The organism is Yersinia proxima (assembly GCF_902170785.1).
GTDB classification, from domain to species: domain Bacteria; phylum Pseudomonadota; class Gammaproteobacteria; order Enterobacterales; family Enterobacteriaceae; genus Yersinia; species Yersinia proxima.
In genome coordinates, this window is the sequence record NZ_CABHYG010000002.1 from 41,809 (window position 1) to 60,500 (window position 18,692).

Sequence of the window (18,692 nt, forward strand, 5' to 3'; positions counted from 1 at the left end):
GATTAATAACTGACAGTCATGGAGAGACAATCAAGTGAAGGTTAACTATAAGCAATTACTAATAGGATTATTGCTATTAGTGCAATTCCCAGCCGCCAACGCAGATGGTGAAAATATACTTTACACTCCTAATTACGTGGGAGATTATCAGCAGTGCTCGGTAAAGCTATTAGATGACAATAGCGTAGAAGTTTCTTTTAATGCGAGTCTATCTCCGACCAATACTCTATGGGTAATAGCAACAGACCCTAGCCTGGCTCATCAGGATGACGACCGGGGTAACCTGGATCTGGCTTTGCGTGGCCTGGGTGAAGAACTAAATATTTCATCGAACGATACTAAGGATATTAAATTTAATCTTCATCGCGCACTGCTCTCGCTTTATTTTTATCACGCAGATGGTACGAGAGATTTAACCATTCAGCTAAGTAACATCAGCGATATTTCACTTAATGGAATTTCTCCTTCAGGTTCTAATGAAAATACTCAAGGAATACAGTTTAATCGTAGATCACTATTACCGAGCGATTATTATAATGTATCTTTCAAAATTGCCGCTAATAAACTGAATAATATCAGTATCGCAGCAACTGTGGGGGGGGAATTTAGTTACAAAGGGCAATCTTACTCAGTGCTTTCCTCACAGGGCGTTTCTTTTAGCCCTGATGGCAAACAATGCAGAGACTTCGATCCTCAGGCAGATGTTGCACCAGAAGCGCTGAAAATTGATCCTAAATTCCGGATGGGCTCAGCCGTCTGGCAATTAAAAACACTCGATCTGGATGAACTACTCGATAAAACCACCAATAATCGTGGTTTGCTCACTCAAATTATCGATGCAGGAAATAATCGCTTTTGTATCAATTATCGTTCAATTGCCACACGAAACACTCAATATATGATTAGCGCCACCAATATCAATGGATTAGCGTCAAAAAATAAATATTTTCAGTTAAAAGAACAAGAAGGGAGTAGTTTTATTAACTACAAAGTAAAGCTAAGCAGTAATGAGAATACTGGAGCAGATTTTGAGCTTCCCAAAGACACAAAATATATTCAGTTAAAGAGTGATAATAATCAAGTGATGTCAGATATGTGCTGGACACCAAAAATAGAGCTATTCAGTACGGATACCACAGGTAAAGGCAGTTATAGCGATATATTGAATTTTACTATCACACCTCTGGCATAAAGAAATTAATAAGGCCCAGACTTGGGCCTTAAAAAATAATAATACAAAAGAGTTAAATATTTAACCGCCCAAATAAGCTGAACGCACCGCTTCATTTGCTAACAAGGCAGCTCCCGTATCCTCCAAAACGATACGCCCATTCTCCAACACATAACCACGATCGGCCAACTTCAGCGCCTGATTTGCGTTTTGTTCAACCAGAAAAATGGTCATCCCCTCTTCTCTTAGTTGTTGAATAGTATCGAATATTTGCAGAATAATAATCGGGGCTAGCCCCAGAGACGGCTCATCGAGTAGCAATAGTTTAGGCTGACTCATCAGAGCACGACCAATCGCCAACATTTGTTGTTCGCCGCCTGACATGGTTCCAGCGCGCTGAACTCGGCGTTCGAACAACCGAGGGAATAAGTCGTAAACACGCTCGATACGCTGTTGATATTGCTGGCGATCAGCAAAGAAACCACCCATTGCCAGGTTCTCTTCCACCGTCATGCGAGAAAACACCCTGCGCCCTTCCGGCACAATGGCAATCGCCTCACGCATAATACGTGCCGTCTGCCAGCCGGTAATATCCTGCTCGCCGAAAATAATACTGCCTTCGGTGGCACGCGGTTCGCCACACAATGTGCCCAACAGGGTGGTTTTACCCGCACCATTAGCACCTATCAACGTAACAATTTCGCCCTGTTGGATGTGCAAGCTAACCTGATGCAATGCCTGAATTTTGCCGTAATGGGCTGAAACTTGATTAAATGACAACATGTTATCTTTATGCCTCGCCCACTTTTATTCGCCCAAATAGGCCCGGATCACATCCGGATTATTACGAATTTCTACTGGTGAGCCTTGTGCCAACGGCGTTCCCTGATTCACCACATAAATGCGATCAGAAATCCCCATCACCAGTTTCATATCATGTTCAATTAACAAGACCGAGACTTGGTGTTGGTCGCGTAATTCCATAATCAACTGATTCAGTTCATCAGTTTCTTTCGGGTTCAAGCCAGCAGCGGGTTCATCCAGCATCAATAGCTCAGGGCGCGTCACCATACAGCGGGCAATTTCCAAGCGACGTTGCTGACCATAAGCCAAATTCCCCGCCTGGCGGTTGGCCAGCTCCAATAATCCGACACGCTCTAGCCAGGTTGCTGCTCGTTCCAATGCGTCAGCCTCTGCCCGCCGAAAGCCTGGCGTTTTCAACAAACCGGCAAACACACCACTTTTAAGGTGCTGATGTTGTGCCACCAGTAGGTTCTCTACCACCGTCATCTCGCGGAACAAGCGTACATGCTGGAAAGTACGAATCACCCCCATACGCGCAATAACTTGTCCAGGTAACCCTTCGATATGGCGATCACGTAATTTAATTGTGCCGCCCGTCGGCCGATAGAAACCAGTCAGGCAGTTAAAGATTGTGGTTTTACCCGCACCATTGGGGCCAATCAGCGAGACAATCTCCCCCTGATTGAGATTCAAGCCAACATTGTTCACCGCCAATAACCCACCAAAGCGCATCGACAGTCCTTCAACCGCTAACAAAGGTTGCGCACTCATGCTTGTTCCCCCTGTTTAGCTTTGATATCAGCGACTTTCAGCTTCAATTGTGGTCGTTTCATCGGCAGTAACCCCTGTGGACGCCAAATCATCATCAATACCATCAATGCCCCCAGCAACAGCATGCTGTACGCATTGAGATCACGCATTAATTCACGTGATACCACCAGCAATATAGCTGCCAGGATAACGGCGAACTGCGACCCCATCCCGCCTAAGACCACAATCGCCAATACAAAAGCTGACTCCACAAAGGTGAAGGACTCAGGGCTGACAAACCCTTGTCGCGCAGCAAATAGCGTGCCCGCAAAACCGGCAAAAGCAGCACTAATGGTAAACGCAGTCAGCTTGATTTTGGTTGGGCTTAACCCCAATGAACGGCAGGCAATTTCGTCTTCACGCAGTGCTTCCCAGGCCCGTCCCAGCGGCATACGCAATAACCGATTAATCACAAACAAGGTCAGGATCACCAGTAACAGCGCCACCATATACAGGAAAATGATGCGGTCACTTGGATCATAAGTCAGGCCAAAGAAATTATGGAAAGTATCCCAACCCCCGTCTTTTGCCGTGCGGCTAAACTCCAGGCCAAATAGTGTCGGTTTAGGAATTTGGCTAATTCCATTCGGCCCACCGGTAATTTCCGTATTATTGAGCAGCAAAATACGCACAATCTCACCGAAGCCCAATGTCACGATCGCTAAATAATCCCCACGCAGACGTAAAACCGGGAAGCCCAACAGGAAGCCCGACAGTGCAGCGACAATCCCCGCCAGCGGTAAACTCTCCCAGAAACCCAAACCGTAATAGTGATTCAGCAAAGCATAGGTATAAGCACCGATAGCATAAAAGCCACCGTAGCCCAGGACGAGCAAGCCTGATAGCCCAACCACGACGTTTAATCCCAGACCCAACATGACGTAAATCAGTGTCAGAGTCGCGATATCAACGGAACCTCGGGAGACCAAAAATGGCCAGGCTATTGCGGCGATAATAATCGCGGCCGCCAGTAGTTTCTGGCGTGGGGTAGTGCCATCAAAGCTGGGCAATACCCATGCCGGGCCAGAGACTTTTTTTATCCCTTGTTGGATGAATGGTCGCACCAATTGGAAGAAAAACACCACGATACAAGCCGCGCCAATCCACAGCCAGCGCACTTCTGACGCCCCTTGTACAATGAGTTTGGTGCCGTCTAACTGCAACTGTAATCCCATTACAAACGAAGCGAGGACGAGCAAAACAAAACTGGAAATAATGGCGTTAAGGAAATTGAGTTGTTTCATACTTTTTCAACCTCCGGACGGCCTAAAATCCCGGTAGGCATCACTAACAGCACAACAATCAGCAGTGCAAATGAAACTGCATCTTTGTATTCTGTGCTGAGATAAGCAGAAGTTAATGCTTCCGCGATCCCCAAAATCAAGCCACCGATCATCGCGCCTGGAATACTTCCGATACCACCAAGTACAGCGGCGGTGAACGCTTTCATGCCAGCCATAAAGCCGATGTATGGGTTAATGACACCATAAAACTGCCCCAGCAAGACCCCAGCGACTGCTGCCATCAGCGCACCGATAACGAAAGTCAGCGAGATAACCCGGTCAGTATTAATGCCCAGCAAACTGGCCATTTTTAAATCTTCGGCACAGGCACGACAAGCGCGGCCCATACGGGAATAACGAATAAAGAGTGTCAGCGCCAACATTGCCAGGAAGGTCACAATCCAAATGGTCAACTGCATGGTGCTAATAGTCGCTGCAAAGCCATTGGTTTCTGCCAGTGTCCACTGACCGGTCACCAAACTCGGTAAAGCCAGATCCCGTGAACCTTGGTTAAGACTGACGTAGTTTTGCAGGAAAATAGACATCCCGATCGCCGAGATCAGTGCGATCAAGCGTTTAGAGCTGCGAACCGGTTTATACGCAACTCGCTCAATACTCCAACCATAAGTGCTGGCAATAACAATTGAGACGAGGAAAGCAGAGCCTATCAATAACCAACTGGCGTCAATCCCCACCATCATCAATGCGGCGATCACAATAAAAGAGACGTAGCTACTGATCATATACACTTCGCCGTGAGCGAAGTTGATCATGCCGATAATGCCGTACACCATGGTGTAACCGATGGCGATCAGCGCATAAGTACTGCCCAACGTCACTCCGTTGAACATCTGTTGCAGGAAATAAAGAAACTGCTCTGACATACCCTAACCCTTTGATTCACTTGCCTGGCTGCCCTAGCCAACTGCACCTAATCTACTGTGTAGAGGAAAAATCCCCCCGGAACGTGGGGGGATGCAGTTGGTAAAAGGGGCCGGGTTGCTGCAACAGCAACCCTACAACTTATTGATTCTAATATTATTTGACTGCGGTTGATGAACCATCCGCGTGCCATTCAAAAATACCGAATTCAAACCCTTTCAAATCGCCTTTTTCATCCCAGCTCAATGGCCCCATCACTGTTTCCACCGGCTTACCGGTTTTCAGGTCTTTGACCAAATCAGCAGGTTCCTGGCTACCACTACGTTCCATCGCGGTGGTCAGCGATTGTAATGCGGCATAAGTTGTCCAAACGAACGGGCCGGTTGGGTCCAGTTTCTTCGCTTTCAACGCATCAACGATAGGTTGGTTAGCAGGAACCTGATCATAGCGTTTTGGCAAAGTTACCAGCATGCCTTCAGAAGCATCACCTGCGATATTTGACAGTGAGGAGTTACCTACGCCCTCTGGACCCATAAAGCGAGCTGTCAGACCAGCCTGCTTAGCCTGACGTAGGATTTGCCCCATCTCTGGGTAGTAACCGCCGAAATAAACAAAATCGACGTTCTCTTTCTTCAGGCGAGCCACCAAGGTAGAGAAATCTTTATCACCTGCGGTCACACCTTCAAACAACACAGGTTCTGTACCTTGTTTTTTCAAACTATCGCGCACAGAGCGCGCCAAACCTTCACCGTATTGCTGCTTATCGTGTACCACAGCAATGCGTTTCGGTTTGATGGTTTCAAGAATATATTTAGCCGCAGTTGGGCCTTGATCCGAGTCCAGACCAGTGGTTCGCATAATCATTTTGTAACCACGAGTGGTTAGATCAGCATTGGTCGCAGCAGGGGTGATCATAATCACGCCTTCATCTTCATAAATATCTGAAGCAGGCTGAGTTGAAGAGGAGCACAAGTGGCCGATAACGTAACGAATACCATCGTTAATGACTTTGTTAGCCACAGCTACAGCTTGTTTCGGGTCGCAGGCATCATCGTATTCCACGCCGACCAGTTTATCGCCTTTAATTCCGCCTTTGGCATTGATATCAGCAATAGCCTGACGTGCACCGGTAAACTCCATGTCACCATATTGGGCAACCGGGCCAGACATCGCGCCAACAATGGCAACTTTAATGTCTTTCGCCAACACAGAATGGCTCATCGCCATTGCTATACACCCAGCCAGCAACACTTTACCTTTTGTTAATTTCATCCGCGAATTCCCCATCTGTCATTGTGAACGTGCTTGTTGTGTTGGTCTTAACGTTTTATAGCGCCGTAACGTTTTATTCATAAGTAATAATGATTTAGTCTTAAAAATAACACTTTTTTATAATAAGACTTTATTTTTCATACCATTAAACAGGAGTTTTATGCTGTAAATCAACTGAGACAAGCAGAAACAAGCGGTGTAAACAGCATAAAATTAGGATTAAATTGAATGGGTTTTGCACAAATGCTAGTGAGTTGTGCTGGTTATGTGATCATTTACTCTGTTAAAACTCGGAAAATGCAGTAGTGAAAAAACATTTTCCCCCGTGAACGTACAGAAAAACTTACACAACTCTCTGACCAGTGATCTAGTACAATAAACCACAGCCCTATAACCCTTACATCTTTGCGGTCTATTGACGATGAAACTGACTATTGAACGTTTAACAAACCTTACTCATCAGGATCTTATCGATTTAGCTAAAATTTGGCCCGAACAGCAACAAACCACTTGGCTGCAATGGGTTAATGACGGTAATCCACTCTTTGCGGCACGATTTAATGAGCGCTTGCTCGGCGCAGTGAAAGTCAGGAGGGATGGCCACCAGGCCGAGCTTGAGGATTTATGTGTTAGGGAAGTGACGCGCCGGCGCGGGGTAGGACTTTATCTTATTGAAGAAACGTTGCGGCAGTTACCCACTATTCAACAGTGGTATCTGAGTGATAAGCACGTGGTGGCCGCAAACCGCGAGGCAATGGATGGCTTTATGCTTGCCTGTGGTTTTAGCCGTAATACGCAAGGCTGGCAGCGGTAAATTTTTGGCGGCAAATGCCACAAAAGCAAAAGGGCGATATAAAATATCGCCCTCTTTTCGTATCACACAGCGTTATGTCGCTGTATTAGGCTTCAATCGCCATACGTAATTTTTTCATCGCATTCTTTTCAAGCTGACGAACACGTTCAGCAGACACACCGTACTGATCAGCCAACTCCTGCAGAGTAGACTTGTTGTCATCGTCCAGCCAACGAGCACGAATAATATGCTGACTCCGCTCGTCCAGCCCTTCCAGGGCATATGTCAATTTGTCTGCCGCATGGTTATCCCAGTTATCCTCTTCGATGCCATCGGCAAAGTCTGAGGTTTTATCCTGCAAATACAGAACAGGAGCCATAGATTGACCATCACGTACTTCATCATCTGGAGTTGGATCAAAAGTCATGTCTTGCGCAGACATGCGTGACTCCATCTCGCGAACATCTTTACTGGTCACACCCAGTTCTTTGGCAACCAGCTCGACTTCATCCTGATTGAACCAGCCCAGACGCTGCTTGGTTTTCCGCAGGTTAAAGAACAATTTACGCTGAGCTTTAGTGGTTGCGACTTTAACAATCCGCCAGTTACGCAGAACATATTCATGAATTTCTGCTTTGATCCAGTGTACCGCGAAAGACACCAGACGTACCCCGACTTCCGGGTTAAAACGGCGAACAGCTTTCATCAAGCCAATATTACCTTCCTGAATAAGGTCAGCCTGTGGCAAACCATACCCAGAATAGTTACGGGCAACATGAGCAACAAAGCGCAGGTGAGACAGGATTAGCTGTTTAGCCGCCTCCAGATCGCCCTGGTAATGCAGCCGTTCAGCCAGTTCCCGCTCTTCCTCTGCTGTCAGCATTGGATAGGCATTGGCAGCCCGAATATAGGCTTCCAGACTACCTTGGGGTACTAAGGCTAAAGTTTGCATTTCTTTGGTCATTCGAAACCCTCTCATTGCATGTTTAGTGCAGATTTCTCTCAGCGCCGATATTTTATCACCTGCTTAAGCAGATTCAAGCGCTGGGCACCTTATCATTTCACTGTGTTGTTCGACCGATTATTGCCGTAAAAGTTCAAACTGGATCACAATTTCAACTGATGATCTTAGCAGATAAATCGCTGTGCGTGTCAGGGAGAACTCATGGGATTAACCGATAACAACGACTCTTTCCCTGCCTTAAATGAACACCGCAGGGAAAGAGTATAACAAACATTTTTTACTGCGGTGTAAATCGGCGTAAATGTTGAACCGTTGCCAGCCAGGCGGCGATCCAGCCGATCATCGCCGAGATTAACACCAACAACAGGCATTCATCCCAGCTCAAACCATGTAGGGTAAAGCTGGTGCCAAACACGGTCGCTACCTGCGTCACAACGGAGCCGAGTTTCCATACCAGCGCTTCTGAAAGAATCAGTGATAGTACTGCCCCACCAAAGCCCAGCATCGCGCCACCATTCAAGAATGGGCGCAGAATAAACCCATCGGTTGCACCGATCAGCTTCATGACATTGATTGTATCGCGGCGGCTAAAGATGCTTAGACGCACACTGTTACCAATGACAAGGAATACGGCAACCACCATCAATACACCAATCATGGCCGCAACTTGTCCAACCAAGCCGGTTAATGCCGCTAAACGAGCAAACCAGCTGTCATCCATACGAACTTCCGCGACCCCTTCAACCTTACTCACCCGGTCGCGCAGAGTATCGAGAGTGCCAGAGCTTTGGAAATCCAGCTTAGGCGTGATGATGGCCACTGCGGGCAACGGGTTTTCTTCCAACATATCCAGAGCACCGCCAAAACCAGACCAATTGCGGAACTCACCCATCGCTTCTTCCCGCGACAGATAATTAACTTTCTCCACACCGGCTTCTGCTTTCAGCGTAGTCACGACATTTTCAGCCGCGTTATCATCCAGCGCTTTATCCAGATAGACCGTCAATTGCGGGGTTGGATACCATTGATCCGCCGCCTGACTGACGTTTTTCCACACGATATAACACACGCTTGGCAAGGTCAGTGAGATGGCAATCACCATCACGGTTAACAATGTCGCCAATGGTTGGCGCATCATATCGGCAATAGCATTGACCCACGAATAGCGCCACTGCTCACGCCAGCCGCCTTTCAGTGCCTTGGTTTTTGCTTTCTGCGCACTATTATTCGCCATGATGCGCTCCTGACATCCGCCCCTGACTTAATGTCAGAATCGGGTAGCGACGCCGGGCAATTAACGACGTGTCGTGAGTTGCCATTAATACAGTAACGCCCACACGGTTAAATTCTTCAAACAAACGCAAAATACCTTCGGATAACGCATCATCCAGGTTACCAGTCGGTTCATCTGCCAGTAATACCGCAGGCTTGTTTACCACCGCGCGAGCAATACCGACACGCTGTTGCTCACCACCAGAAAGCTGAATTGGGAAATTCTTTGCCTTATCCAATAATCCGACTTTATCCAGAGCGGCTGACACCCTGCGGCGAATATCTTCGGTACTGGCACCAGCAATAATCAATGGCATAGCGACATTGTCATATACCGTTCTATCCAACAGCAAATGGTGATCTTGGAAGATCATCCCGATCTGGCGGCGCAAAAAAGGCACTTCGCGGTTTTTCAGGCGGCTGATGTCGTGACCACCAAACCAGATATGGCCGGCACTGGGGCGCTCAATGCCACAAATCAGTTTCAGCAGAGTACTTTTCCCTGCGCCGGAATGACCGGTCAAAAACGCCATTTCCGCCGGACGCAGATGAAAATCTACTCCTTGCAGCGCCTGTCGTCCGCCCAGATAAGCTTTACTGACCTGTTCAAAGCGAATCATCCGTATTAATCCTCTCGGGCAAAAAGAGCCTCAATAAAATCGTCAGCCTTAAATGGCCGTAAATCCTCTATACCTTCCCCAACACCGATATAACGGATTGGGATACCGAACTGATCTGCGATGGCAAAAATCACCCCGCCCTTGGCAGTACCATCAAGTTTAGTCAGGGTGATTCCGGTCAGACCCACTGCTTCATTAAACAGTTTTGCCTGACTAACCGCATTTTGTCCGGTACTGGCATCCAACGTCAGCATAACCTCATGAGGGGCATCGCCGTCCAGCTTTTTCATCACGCGGACAATCTTCTTCAGCTCTTCCATCAAGTGGGCTTTATTTTGCAAACGCCCGGCAGTATCAGCCAACAGCACGTCGATACCACGCGCTTTAGCAGCCTGAATAGCATCGAAAATAACTGACGCTGAGTCTGCACCAGTATGCTGTGCGACGACAGCAATCTTGTTGCGATCACCCCAGACTTGTAGCTGCTCTACTGCCGCTGCACGGAAAGTATCCCCCGCAGCCAGCATGACGGATTTCCCTTCAGCCTGGAATTGGCGTGCCAACTTACCGATGGTGGTTGTTTTACCCACCCCATTGACGCCAACCATTAAGATGACAAACGGATTTTTACCACTGACATCCAATGGCTTATCTACTTTGGACAAAATTTCAGACATTTCCTCTTTGAGCTTGCCATACAGAGCTTCGGCATCTTTTAGCTGCTTACGGCTGGCATGTTCTGTCAGAGAGGTAATAATTTTGCGGGTTGTTTCGACGCCAACGTCGGCGATCAGGAGCTGTTCTTCCAGTTCTTCAAACAGATCGTCGTCGATTTTCTTACCGCTGAACAGCCCCATAAAACCGGAGCCAAGATTCTGCTTGGTTTTGATTAGGCTGCGTTTTAAACGGGCAAAAAAGCCTTCTTTGGTTGGCCGCTCTTGTTCTTGAGCCACAACCGCTACGACTTCCTCTTCAGCTTCAATTTCTTCTTCAAGAACAACCGGTTCTTCAATAACCTCAGCCGGAGACTCTTCCACAATAGTTTGCGGTGCTGGTGTATCAATAACGACATTGTGTTCCGTCAACGGTAATTCTGGTGCACTGACGGTGCCTTCATCCCATGAGTCAACATTGTCTTTATCATTCTGATTTTGTGAGAAATGATGCTGTAAATACTGGGGGTCTTCAGCGAAGTCTATAGGTTCGTCAATAACCTGTGCAGCTGGTTCAACTCCCACTTCTGGCAGGGTTTCAGCCGCTGCTTCACTGATCGCGGCGCTATCCCATTCACCTGGAGCCAGTGTCGAGTGCTCAGCCACAGGCTCGCGCTTTTCTGCCTCGACAGAGGTGTTCTCAGGCGCTATTTCAGCCTGTTTTTCGCTGAGAACATGCTCTTCAATAGATTGATTTTCAACAACTTGCTCAGATGTTTCTTCTTTCTCAGTAGCCAATGGCTCTGCGGTGTGTTCTTCATTCTGACGGCCTAAGCCCAGCCAGGAAAAAAATCCACGTTTTTTTTCTTTTGCCATTTTTGGACTCTAATTACTTTGGGTTTGCATAAATAAGATAATAGTTCGCAAGTCTATCACTTTCCCCTGAACAGCAACACGCACACGATACTGCTTTCTATTGTGAATTCAATCAACAAAGGTTTAACGTTTCCCCCACACTGCACACATAGGTAGAATGAGGGCTAACTTTTTTATTCAGTGCTGCAATACTGGGCAACTTTCAAGTAAAGCAATCTATGGCAAAGCGACCTTTAGCAAAGCGATCTACAACCGAGCGATCAATAACAACGGCAAAACAAGCGCCACAACAGTCGGCAGGCCAAATCCGCATCATCGGCGGTAAATGGCGTGGGCGCAAATTACCGGTGCCAGTTAGCCCTGGGCTACGCCCTACCACCGACCGTGTCAGAGAAACTCTATTCAACTGGCTCGCCCCCATGATTCAAGGTGCCCGATGCCTGGATTGCTTTGCGGGCAGCGGTGCCTTAGGGCTGGAGGCTCTATCCCGCTATGCCGGTTTTGCCGTTCTGTTAGAAGCTGACAGGCATGTGGCTAAGCAATTGAGCAGCAACCTGACGTTATTGAGTGCCGACAATGGCCAAGTGGTCAATACCAACTCTTTACAATGGTTAGCCCAGCCAGGGCAGCCTTTTGATCTGGTTTTCCTTGATCCCCCTTTTCGTCAAGGTTTGCTAGCGGAAACCGTCAATTTATTAGAGCAATTCAATTGGTTGACAGCTGATGCCTGGATTTATGTTGAAGCTGAAGCCGAAAGTACCGCCGCAGATGTCCCTGCCAGTTGGCAGTTACATCGAGAGAAAATTGCCGGGCAGGTTGCCTACCGCCTCTATATTCGTAACAAAGATATTCCCCAAGACCGGGTATCAATTGAAGAACAGGAGCAACATCATGTGGATTAATATCGGCCGGTTGTTGATGTTGGGGGTATGGTTTTTCCTACTGCTGAATCTATTCCAGCCGTTCCCTAAGCCTTTGAGATACTTTATTGATGTCGCAATGATCTTCATGGTTTTAATGCATGGTTTACAACTGATATTACTTAAGTCTACACAGCCCAAAGACCAGCCAATCAGTGGATTACAACAATTTAAAATTTTTGTGTTCGGGGTTTTCGAACTGTTGGCCTGGCAAAAGAAACAACCGCCATTGCCTAAAAAATAATAATCGTTATCGATATATATTATTTTCCCATGAAAATAGGTTATTTATTTAGCAACTGAATTTGGGGTAAAGCCAATATAGCGAGTCCCCTGAAGGCGTAGAGTGCCCTTTGCGCCTTGTTCGATGCGATTATATTCCTGCTGTGGAAGTACTATTTTGATTTCGTTGCTTTTTTTTACTTCTATCCCGTTCAGCAACGGTTGAAAATAAACTTCATAGCGTTTTTCTTCCGCTACAATCTCTTCACGCTGCCGTGAACGACGATTCGGGGCTAAGACTTCACGTTTATTGATGACTTCAACTTGTAAACTGCGCACAGGTGAGCGGTCATTTTCCGCGTCTTGCCGTTTCTTCTGCCAGTACTGACGTGTTGCCAGCACCACAATCAGTACCACCACAGCAATAAATAATAATGGAGGTTTATTCATAAAATCTTACCCGCTAAATCTTACTCAAAAGAAAGATTTAAGGTTTATTACCTGGTAGATAAGGGAAACTCATCACGTTACTGCCCAACTCGGAAATTCGGGCGCTGCCCTTTTCAGTTACCGCATCAATGCGAATCACTGAATGAAGAGGAATATAGCTACGGTTAACACCGGAAAATTCGGTCTTCAATTTCTCGGTTGAAGGGTCAACCAACAAGGTTGATTGGCTATCAAAGACAAAATCAGCAATTTCAATAAACCCAAATAAAGTACTTGGGCCAACCTCACGAACATAAAGCTGATAATTCTTACCGTTATTTATAAACTGAATGCGATAAAGCAATTGTTCATTGGCCATATGCTATTGCCTCTATCCCTTAATTTAGCGAACGGAAACCGGCGTTAACATAACATGTGGGTCAAACAAGACCAAGGCTTCAACCAACGGATCCCTGCGCTAAATCTGATTATGCGCACTGCTACGCATTAAGTGGTACAAATCATGCAATTCGCTGTAGTGTTGCTATCACTCTTGTGCTCCATCCCTTACACTTAGTTAATGTATTATCAGAGTTGTTGGCATTACGGATTATCATTACAACACAGGTATTTTCACTGAAACCTGTATAGAAAAAAGGATAAATAATGAGCTGGCCATTCCTTGCCGTATTCTTTTCTGGTTGGTTGTTTGTCGATGCAACTTACCGAGGCCCACGCTGGCAACGCTGGGTATTCAAACCCGTCACTCTGTTACTGTTGTTGTTACTTGCATGGCAAGCACCTATTCTTGGCCCTGCGGGCTATCTGATTGTTTTAGGCCTATTGGCAACGCTGGTTGCTGACGCCTTATTGCTGCTACCCAGTGAGCGCTTACTTTATGCTCTGGGTGCATTCTTCCTCTCTCATTTACTGTATACCATCAGTTTTGCCAGCCAGATGACATTCACCCTATTCTGGCCGCTTCCCTTGGTACTCATTATTGTGGGTGTGTTGCTGTTAGCCACTATTTGGACCCGGCTGGATGAAATGCGCTGGCCTGTCGTTGCTTTCGTCGGAATGACATTGCTTATGGTATGGATGGCAGGCGAACAATACTTTGCGCGTAGCACGGACATGAGCTTCTCATTGTTGACCGGGACGGTGCTGTTGTTGATATCCCACAGCATCTGGCTACTGAATCGCTACCGTTTCTCTTTCCGGGCTTCAGATGCCATCGTCGCTGGATGTTATTTTGTCGGGCATTTCCTGATTGTCAGGTCACTATATTTGTAACTAACCTATTACTGCGCAACATCATTTTTCGAAGTCTCATTTTACGATAGTAATGCGACTATAGGATTCCAAGGATGGAACCTGAACATTAAACGCGGCATGTACTCCTTTCCGATATACCTTTCTCTTGGCATCAGTTCTTTTTAGCAATTACTCTCATTCACCCCCTTGACTCTGGAGTTAACTCTAAGGTGTAGAGTGCAACCATACCGGCTAAATCCTGTATATCTTTTACATTCTGTCCAGGAGGTAACATGCATTCACATTCCGAACATCGACACTCAACAGATACACACAATCACTGTGGCTGTGGTCATGATCATGCGAAAAAACAAACAGGTTGCAGCAGCCAGCCCGCAGCCAATATTAGCTATGACAGCTCGAATTCAGTGAGTGAGCATTCACACCAGGAAGGGGGATGCTGTAGTCAGAGCAGCCATACCGATGACGGCGATGAGGAAAGCGACAGGCTAGCTAACGCAACACCGGCGGGTAGCCAGCGTTTTAGTTGGCAAGTGAAAGGGATGGATTGCCCAAGCTGCGCGCATAAAATTGAAAATGCAGTCAGTAACCTGGTCGGAATTGAAAATGTAAAAGTGCTGTTTGCTACAGAAAAGCTGGTAGTCGATGCCCGTTCAGACATTCGTCCCCAAGTTCATCAGGCCGTCATACAGGCAGGGTTCAGTCTGGTCGATACTCAATCCCCTATCGCGGGCAAAAATAGTGAGTCAGAAACACGCTTTCGCGAATATCTACCAATTGCATTATTAACCACGCTGATGCTCCTTAGTTGGGGAATCTCTTTATTCAGTGTAGAGCTGAGCGAATTAGCCTTTACCGTGACCACAATTGTCGGCTTGATTCCGATTGTCACTAAAGCCTGGAAACTTATTCGCTCCGGCACACCATTTGCGATTGAAACCTTGATGAGCGTCGCGGCTATTGGCGCGATGTTTATTGGCGCAACCGCTGAAGCAGCAATGGTATTGCTGCTGTTTATGGTCGGCGAGTTACTCGAATCCTATGCAGCAAACCGCGCACGTCGTGGCGTGACAGCACTAATGGCGTTAGTTCCTGAAGAAGCCTTACTACTCAAGGATGGTGAGCGGCGACAGGTTTCCGTTGCCAGCTTGCGCCCTGGCGATATCATTGAAGTCTCACCGGGGGGGCGCTTGCCCGCGGATGCTGAATTAATGACTCCATTTGCCAGTTTCGATGAAAGTGCTCTCACTGGCGAATCTGTTCCTGTTGAACGCATGCAAGGTGAAAAAGTCGCAGCGGGGAGCTTGTCGGTTGATCGCGCGACTGAGATGCGGGTTATCTCTGAGCCGGGTAATAATGCTATTGATCGCATCCTACAACTCATTGAGTTAGCAGAAGAACGCCGTGCGCCTATTGAGCGCTTTATTGACCGTTTCAGCCGCATTTATACCCCTGCCATTATGTTTCTCTCAGCACTGGTGATACTGGTTCCGCCTTTGGCTTTCGCCGAGTCTTGGGAAACCTGGATATACCGTGGCTTGACATTACTGTTGATCGGCTGCCCATGCGCATTGGTCATTTCCACTCCGGCAGCCATCACCTCAGCACTGGCTGCAGCAACACGGCGCGGAGCGTTGATTAAAGGTGGTGCCGCACTTGAGCAGCTTGGCCGCATTCAAACTGTCGCTTTTGATAAAACTGGCACGCTGACTGAGGGTAAGCCACAAGTCACTGATATTTTGCCCGTTTCCGGTGTGAGTGAAACCCGCCTGTTGTCATTGGCCGCAGCGGTCGAAGCAGGTTCACACCATCCTCTGGCTGTCGCGATCATGCAGCGAGCGCAGCAAAATACCCCGATGCTGCCACTCGCCGAAGAACGGCGTGCGCTGGCTGGCATTGGCGTTGAAGGCATAGTTAACGGGTTAGTAGTTCGTGTCAGTGCTCCCAGTAAAATATCGCCAGAGTTATTAACCGCCGAGTGGCTCGCGCAGTTCGATGAACTGGAAAGCAGTGGTAAAACGGCTGTCGCCGTACTGGAAAATGAGAAATTCATTGGTGTCGTGGCGCTGCGAGACACTTTGCGTACCGATGCCAAACAAGCCATTGATGCCCTGAAAAAGCTGGGGATTCAAGGTGTGATGTTAACGGGTGATAACCCTCGTGCAGCGGCGGCCATAGCCGGTGAACTGGGAATTGATTACCGCGCTGGGTTGTTACCGGCTGATAAAGTGCAGGCCGTTATGGCACTGAATGCCACACACCCGACAGTGATGGTTGGCGATGGCATTAATGATGCTCCCGCCATGAAAGCAGCTAGCATCGGCATTGCGATGGGCAGCGGTACTGATGTGGCCCTGGAAACAGCCGATGCGGCATTGACTCATAATCGGTTGACCGGGCTGGCAGAAATCATTTTGTTATCACGAGCTGCCAACGCCAATATTCGCCAGAACATTACTATCGCATTAGGGCTAAAAGGTATTTTCCTGGTGACCACATTGCTGGGTTTGACCGGTTTATGGCTAGCCGTATTAGCCGACTCTGGCGCAACCGCCTTGGTGACAGCAAACGCGCTGAGGTTATTGCGCAAGCGGGATATTTGACGACAAGGGCAAAGCGGCTTTCTACTCCGCTTTTGTCCCTTTTTTGACCAGATAGCGGTAAGGCGTCTGCCCGGTATCTTGTGCCAGCAACTGATGGTCCATAAAGCGGCAAAAACCGGGAATGTCACGGGTTGTGGCGGGATCGTCAGCAATAATAAGCAGAGTTTGACCGTCCTCCATATGCCGGACGGTTTTACGCACCATCATCACTGGCTCGGGGCAGCGCAAACCTAGTGCATCAAGTGTTTTATCCGGATTGGCAAAAATATCGGTCATTGCGGTTCTCTTGTATGTCAGTCAACAGGCTAATAGCAAAAATGTAAGCAGGCTTACGAAGCGAGATAGTTTACTCCGCCGGTTTTTAGGTGCAAGTAGCACGATCGCTTGCGTGAAAAGGCCATCGTTTGCGCTAAAATTAACCATTGCATTCGTTGCGCAAACGCGTATTATGCCGCGCGTCGCAGAAATTGCGGCACATTATGTTTGGGTTCCCTCACCCCAATAACCAAAAAGGTCACATTTATGTTTTCGTTTACTGCCCAACAGCGGATGACCGCTTTGGTATGGCTGTCGCTATTCCATATTGTCATCATCACCTCCAGCAACTATCTGGTGCAATTACCGATATCTATCTTCGGTTTTCACACTACGTGGGGGGCGTTTACCTTTCCGTTTATCTTTTTAGCTACCGACCTGACCGTGCGGATTTTTGGTGCTCCCTTGGCGCGCCGGATTATTCTGTCCGTCATGGTGCCTGCTTTACTTATTTCGTATCTGATTTCAGCCCTGTTCTATCAGGGAAGCTGGCAAGGGTTCCCGGCATTAACCAGTTTTAACCTATTTGTTGCGCGCATCGCCGCTGCCAGCTTTATGGCCTATGTACTGGGTCAAATTCTTGATGTTCAAGTATTTAACCGCCTTCGTCAGCGCAGTGCATGGTGGGTTGCCCCAACCGCCGCCATGTTCTTTGGCAATATCAGCGACACTATGGCGTTCTTCTTTATTGCTTTCTATCGCAGTACAGATCCTTTTATGGCGGCAAACTGGGTGGAAATCGCCCTGGTAGATTATAGCTTCAAGCTACTGATTTGCATGTTATTCTTCTTACCTGCTTATGGTGTAATGCTCAATGTATTACTGAAATACTTCGCCCGGAAGACCGAGCAACAAACGCTAATACAGGTGAACACCGCTGAACAATAGATTGCTTTTGGCGTCTGAATAAGGTGCGATAATGCTATTCATCATTGATAAGGGATTCCCATGCATAAAATAACCAAGTTTCTTGCTGTTGGCCTGCTGGTTGTAGGATTAAGTGCCTGCGATAGCGGCAGCGATAACAATGTGGGCCAGCCAGTCAGCTTGTTGGAAGGTAAAGTCGCATTTAGTTTGCCAGCAGATTTATCTGACCAAAGCGGGAAAATGGGTAGTCAGGCTAACAACATGCACGTTTATGCCAACAAAACTGGCGATAAAGCGGTTATTGTGATTTTAGGTGATGATACCAACGAGGCTTTGAATGTGTTGACTGATCGCCTGGCCGAGCAGCAGCGTGCCCGCGATGCCAATCTACAAGTCGTGACAAATAAAGCGATTAAGATCGATGGGCATCCTTTCCAGCAATTGGATAGCATTATTACCAGCGGTGGTCAAAAAGCCTATTCATCCGTGTTGATGGGTCAAGTTGATAACCATTTGATGACAATACAAATTACTCTGCCAGCCGACAATCAGCAGCAAGCACAAACAGAAGCTGAATCTATTATCAGTACCTTGAAGCTGAAATAGAATTCCTTGAAGGAGGTTATTGGTAACCCCTTCAAGGACCAAAGAAAATCCACAA

General features: G+C 47.4%; 20 protein-coding genes. 8 read left to right on the top strand and 12 right to left on the bottom strand.

Annotated features, from left to right (window positions below; translation table 11 throughout):
* The first annotated feature begins 34 nt into the window (after positions 1-34).
* Positions 35-1,192, top strand: a complete 1,158-nt coding sequence (locus tag FTB31_RS01560; protein ID WP_227720497.1) for a hypothetical protein — start codon at positions 35-37, stop codon at positions 1,190-1,192.
* A 60-nt stretch (positions 1,193-1,252) separates the two neighbouring features.
* Here the strand turns inward: FTB31_RS01560 and livF are convergent, their stop codons facing one another.
* The 5 genes from livF to FTB31_RS01585 all read right to left on the bottom strand — a co-directional run bounded on the left by livF (position 1,253) and on the right by FTB31_RS01585 (position 6,222).
* Positions 1,253-1,954, bottom strand: coding sequence for a high-affinity branched-chain amino acid ABC transporter ATP-binding protein LivF (gene livF, locus FTB31_RS01565; protein ID WP_019080167.1), 702 nt, complete (start codon positions 1,952-1,954; stop codon positions 1,253-1,255).
* Between the two features lie 24 nt (positions 1,955-1,978).
* Positions 1,979-2,746 (bottom strand): high-affinity branched-chain amino acid ABC transporter ATP-binding protein LivG, encoded by a 768-nt coding sequence (livG, locus tag FTB31_RS01570; protein WP_050076867.1) that lies wholly within the window; start codon positions 2,744-2,746, stop codon positions 1,979-1,981.
* A complete protein-coding gene (locus FTB31_RS01575; RefSeq protein WP_019080169.1) occupies positions 2,743-4,029 on the bottom strand; it encodes a high-affinity branched-chain amino acid ABC transporter permease LivM in 1,287 nt (428 codons plus the stop codon). The genes livG and FTB31_RS01575 overlap by 4 nt, the downstream gene beginning before the upstream one ends.
* Entirely contained in the window at positions 4,026-4,952 is a 927-nt protein-coding gene (gene livH, locus FTB31_RS01580; protein WP_005163935.1) for a high-affinity branched-chain amino acid ABC transporter permease LivH, read from the bottom strand. The genes FTB31_RS01575 and livH overlap by 4 nt, the downstream gene beginning before the upstream one ends.
* A gap of 154 nt (positions 4,953-5,106) precedes the next feature.
* The gene (locus FTB31_RS01585; RefSeq protein ID WP_005163937.1) at positions 5,107-6,222 is read right to left on the bottom strand and encodes a branched-chain amino acid ABC transporter substrate-binding protein; all 1,116 of its coding nucleotides are present in this window, start codon (positions 6,220-6,222) and stop codon (positions 5,107-5,109) included.
* A gap of 421 nt (positions 6,223-6,643) precedes the next feature.
* On the opposite strand from FTB31_RS01585, the gene panM reads away from it, so the two are divergent.
* Complete coding sequence (panM, locus tag FTB31_RS01590; RefSeq protein WP_050076865.1) at positions 6,644-7,036, top strand: aspartate 1-decarboxylase autocleavage activator PanM; 393 nt, start codon at positions 6,644-6,646, stop codon at positions 7,034-7,036.
* Positions 7,037-7,121: 85 nt separating this feature from the next.
* Here panM and rpoH read toward each other — a convergent pair whose 3' ends face one another.
* The 4 genes from rpoH to ftsY form a co-directional block, all read right to left on the bottom strand.
* Positions 7,122-7,979 (bottom strand): RNA polymerase sigma factor RpoH, encoded by an 858-nt coding sequence (gene rpoH / locus FTB31_RS01595; RefSeq protein WP_005163942.1) that lies wholly within the window; start codon positions 7,977-7,979, stop codon positions 7,122-7,124.
* 277 nt (positions 7,980-8,256) lie between these two features.
* Positions 8,257-9,213, bottom strand: a complete 957-nt coding sequence (ftsX, locus tag FTB31_RS01600; protein WP_077175518.1) for a permease-like cell division protein FtsX — start codon at positions 9,211-9,213, stop codon at positions 8,257-8,259.
* Complete coding sequence (ftsE, locus tag FTB31_RS01605) at positions 9,203-9,871, bottom strand: cell division ATP-binding protein FtsE (RefSeq protein ID WP_004391337.1); 669 nt, start codon at positions 9,869-9,871, stop codon at positions 9,203-9,205. Before ftsE ends, ftsX begins: the two co-directional genes overlap by 11 nt.
* A gap of 5 nt (positions 9,872-9,876) precedes the next feature.
* The gene (ftsY, locus tag FTB31_RS01610; protein ID WP_227731045.1) at positions 9,877-11,400 is read right to left on the bottom strand and encodes a signal recognition particle-docking protein FtsY; all 1,524 of its coding nucleotides are present in this window, start codon (positions 11,398-11,400) and stop codon (positions 9,877-9,879) included.
* Between the two features lie 218 nt (positions 11,401-11,618).
* Here ftsY and rsmD point away from each other — a divergent pair, with 218 nt between their 5' ends.
* Both rsmD and FTB31_RS01620 read left to right on the top strand, forming a co-directional pair.
* Entirely contained in the window at positions 11,619-12,302 is a 684-nt protein-coding gene (gene rsmD / locus FTB31_RS01615) for a 16S rRNA (guanine(966)-N(2))-methyltransferase (RefSeq protein WP_050076862.1), read from the top strand.
* On the top strand, positions 12,292-12,564 hold the full coding sequence (locus FTB31_RS01620) for a DUF1145 family protein (RefSeq protein ID WP_005163952.1): 273 nt from the start codon (positions 12,292-12,294) through the stop codon (positions 12,562-12,564). Before rsmD ends, FTB31_RS01620 begins: the two co-directional genes overlap by 11 nt.
* Before the next feature lie 44 nt (positions 12,565-12,608).
* Here FTB31_RS01620 and FTB31_RS01625 read toward each other — a convergent pair whose 3' ends face one another.
* Positions 12,609-12,992 carry a DUF2500 domain-containing protein gene (locus tag FTB31_RS01625; protein WP_050076861.1) on the bottom strand — a complete coding sequence of 128 codons (384 nt, stop codon included), beginning with the start codon at positions 12,990-12,992 and terminating at the stop codon, positions 12,609-12,611.
* Between the two features lie 37 nt (positions 12,993-13,029).
* The gene (locus FTB31_RS01630; protein ID WP_004710182.1) at positions 13,030-13,350 is read right to left on the bottom strand and encodes a DUF1820 family protein; all 321 of its coding nucleotides are present in this window, start codon (positions 13,348-13,350) and stop codon (positions 13,030-13,032) included.
* Between the two features lie 287 nt (positions 13,351-13,637).
* Between FTB31_RS01630 and FTB31_RS01635 the strand changes: the two genes are divergently transcribed.
* Both FTB31_RS01635 and FTB31_RS01640 read left to right on the top strand, forming a co-directional pair.
* A complete protein-coding gene (locus tag FTB31_RS01635) occupies positions 13,638-14,264 on the top strand; it encodes a lysoplasmalogenase (protein WP_077175520.1) in 627 nt (208 codons plus the stop codon).
* Positions 14,265-14,518: 254 nt separating this feature from the next.
* Positions 14,519-16,849: a zinc/cadmium/mercury/lead-transporting ATPase gene (locus FTB31_RS01640; protein ID WP_227731046.1), complete on the top strand. Its 2,331-nt coding sequence runs from the start codon at positions 14,519-14,521 to the stop codon at positions 16,847-16,849.
* A 21-nt stretch (positions 16,850-16,870) separates the two neighbouring features.
* On the opposite strand, the gene tusA is transcribed toward FTB31_RS01640, so the two are convergent.
* Complete coding sequence (gene tusA, locus FTB31_RS01645) at positions 16,871-17,125, bottom strand: sulfurtransferase TusA (protein WP_050076858.1); 255 nt, start codon at positions 17,123-17,125, stop codon at positions 16,871-16,873.
* A 246-nt stretch (positions 17,126-17,371) separates the two neighbouring features.
* Here tusA and FTB31_RS01650 point away from each other — a divergent pair, with 246 nt between their 5' ends.
* Both FTB31_RS01650 and FTB31_RS01655 read left to right on the top strand, forming a co-directional pair.
* On the top strand, positions 17,372-18,052 hold the full coding sequence (locus tag FTB31_RS01650) for a 7-cyano-7-deazaguanine/7-aminomethyl-7-deazaguanine transporter (RefSeq protein WP_227722956.1): 681 nt from the start codon (positions 17,372-17,374) through the stop codon (positions 18,050-18,052).
* A 60-nt stretch (positions 18,053-18,112) separates the two neighbouring features.
* Positions 18,113-18,637, top strand: coding sequence for a DcrB family lipoprotein (locus tag FTB31_RS01655; RefSeq protein ID WP_050076856.1), 525 nt, complete (start codon positions 18,113-18,115; stop codon positions 18,635-18,637).
* Positions 18,638-18,692 lie beyond the last annotated feature (55 nt).

What these genes read in the sequence shown, in the direction of transcription:
- livF (WP_019080167.1), bottom strand. Translation starts at nt 1,954, where the DNA reads ATGTTGTCATTTAATCAAGTTTCAGCCCATTACGGCAAAATTCAGGCA.
- livG (WP_050076867.1), bottom strand. Translation starts at nt 2,746, where the DNA reads ATGAGTGCGCAACCTTTGTTAGCGGTTGAAGGACTGTCGATGCGCTTT.
- FTB31_RS01575 (WP_019080169.1), bottom strand. Translation starts at nt 4,029, where the DNA reads ATGAAACAACTCAATTTCCTTAACGCCATTATTTCCAGTTTTGTTTTG.
- livH (WP_005163935.1), bottom strand. Translation starts at nt 4,952, where the DNA reads ATGTCAGAGCAGTTTCTTTATTTCCTGCAACAGATGTTCAACGGAGTG.
- FTB31_RS01585 (WP_005163937.1), bottom strand. Translation starts at nt 6,222, where the DNA reads ATGAAATTAACAAAAGGTAAAGTGTTGCTGGCTGGGTGTATAGCAATG.
- panM (WP_050076865.1), top strand. Translation starts at nt 6,644, where the DNA reads ATGAAACTGACTATTGAACGTTTAACAAACCTTACTCATCAGGATCTT.
- rpoH (WP_005163942.1), bottom strand. Translation starts at nt 7,979, where the DNA reads ATGACCAAAGAAATGCAAACTTTAGCCTTAGTACCCCAAGGTAGTCTG.
- ftsX (WP_077175518.1), bottom strand. Translation starts at nt 9,213, where the DNA reads ATGGCGAATAATAGTGCGCAGAAAGCAAAAACCAAGGCACTGAAAGGC.
- ftsE (WP_004391337.1), bottom strand. Translation starts at nt 9,871, where the DNA reads ATGATTCGCTTTGAACAGGTCAGTAAAGCTTATCTGGGCGGACGACAG.
- ftsY (WP_227731045.1), bottom strand. Translation starts at nt 11,400, where the DNA reads ATGGCAAAAGAAAAAAAACGTGGATTTTTTTCCTGGCTGGGCTTAGGC.
- rsmD (WP_050076862.1), top strand. Translation starts at nt 11,619, where the DNA reads ATGGCAAAGCGACCTTTAGCAAAGCGATCTACAACCGAGCGATCAATA.
- FTB31_RS01620 (WP_005163952.1), top strand. Translation starts at nt 12,292, where the DNA reads ATGTGGATTAATATCGGCCGGTTGTTGATGTTGGGGGTATGGTTTTTC.
- FTB31_RS01625 (WP_050076861.1), bottom strand. Translation starts at nt 12,992, where the DNA reads ATGAATAAACCTCCATTATTATTTATTGCTGTGGTGGTACTGATTGTG.
- FTB31_RS01630 (WP_004710182.1), bottom strand. Translation starts at nt 13,350, where the DNA reads ATGGCCAATGAACAATTGCTTTATCGCATTCAGTTTATAAATAACGGT.
- FTB31_RS01635 (WP_077175520.1), top strand. Translation starts at nt 13,638, where the DNA reads ATGAGCTGGCCATTCCTTGCCGTATTCTTTTCTGGTTGGTTGTTTGTC.
- FTB31_RS01640 (WP_227731046.1), top strand. Translation starts at nt 14,519, where the DNA reads ATGCATTCACATTCCGAACATCGACACTCAACAGATACACACAATCAC.
- tusA (WP_050076858.1), bottom strand. Translation starts at nt 17,125, where the DNA reads ATGACCGATATTTTTGCCAATCCGGATAAAACACTTGATGCACTAGGT.
- FTB31_RS01650 (WP_227722956.1), top strand. Translation starts at nt 17,372, where the DNA reads ATGTTTTCGTTTACTGCCCAACAGCGGATGACCGCTTTGGTATGGCTG.
- FTB31_RS01655 (WP_050076856.1), top strand. Translation starts at nt 18,113, where the DNA reads ATGCATAAAATAACCAAGTTTCTTGCTGTTGGCCTGCTGGTTGTAGGA.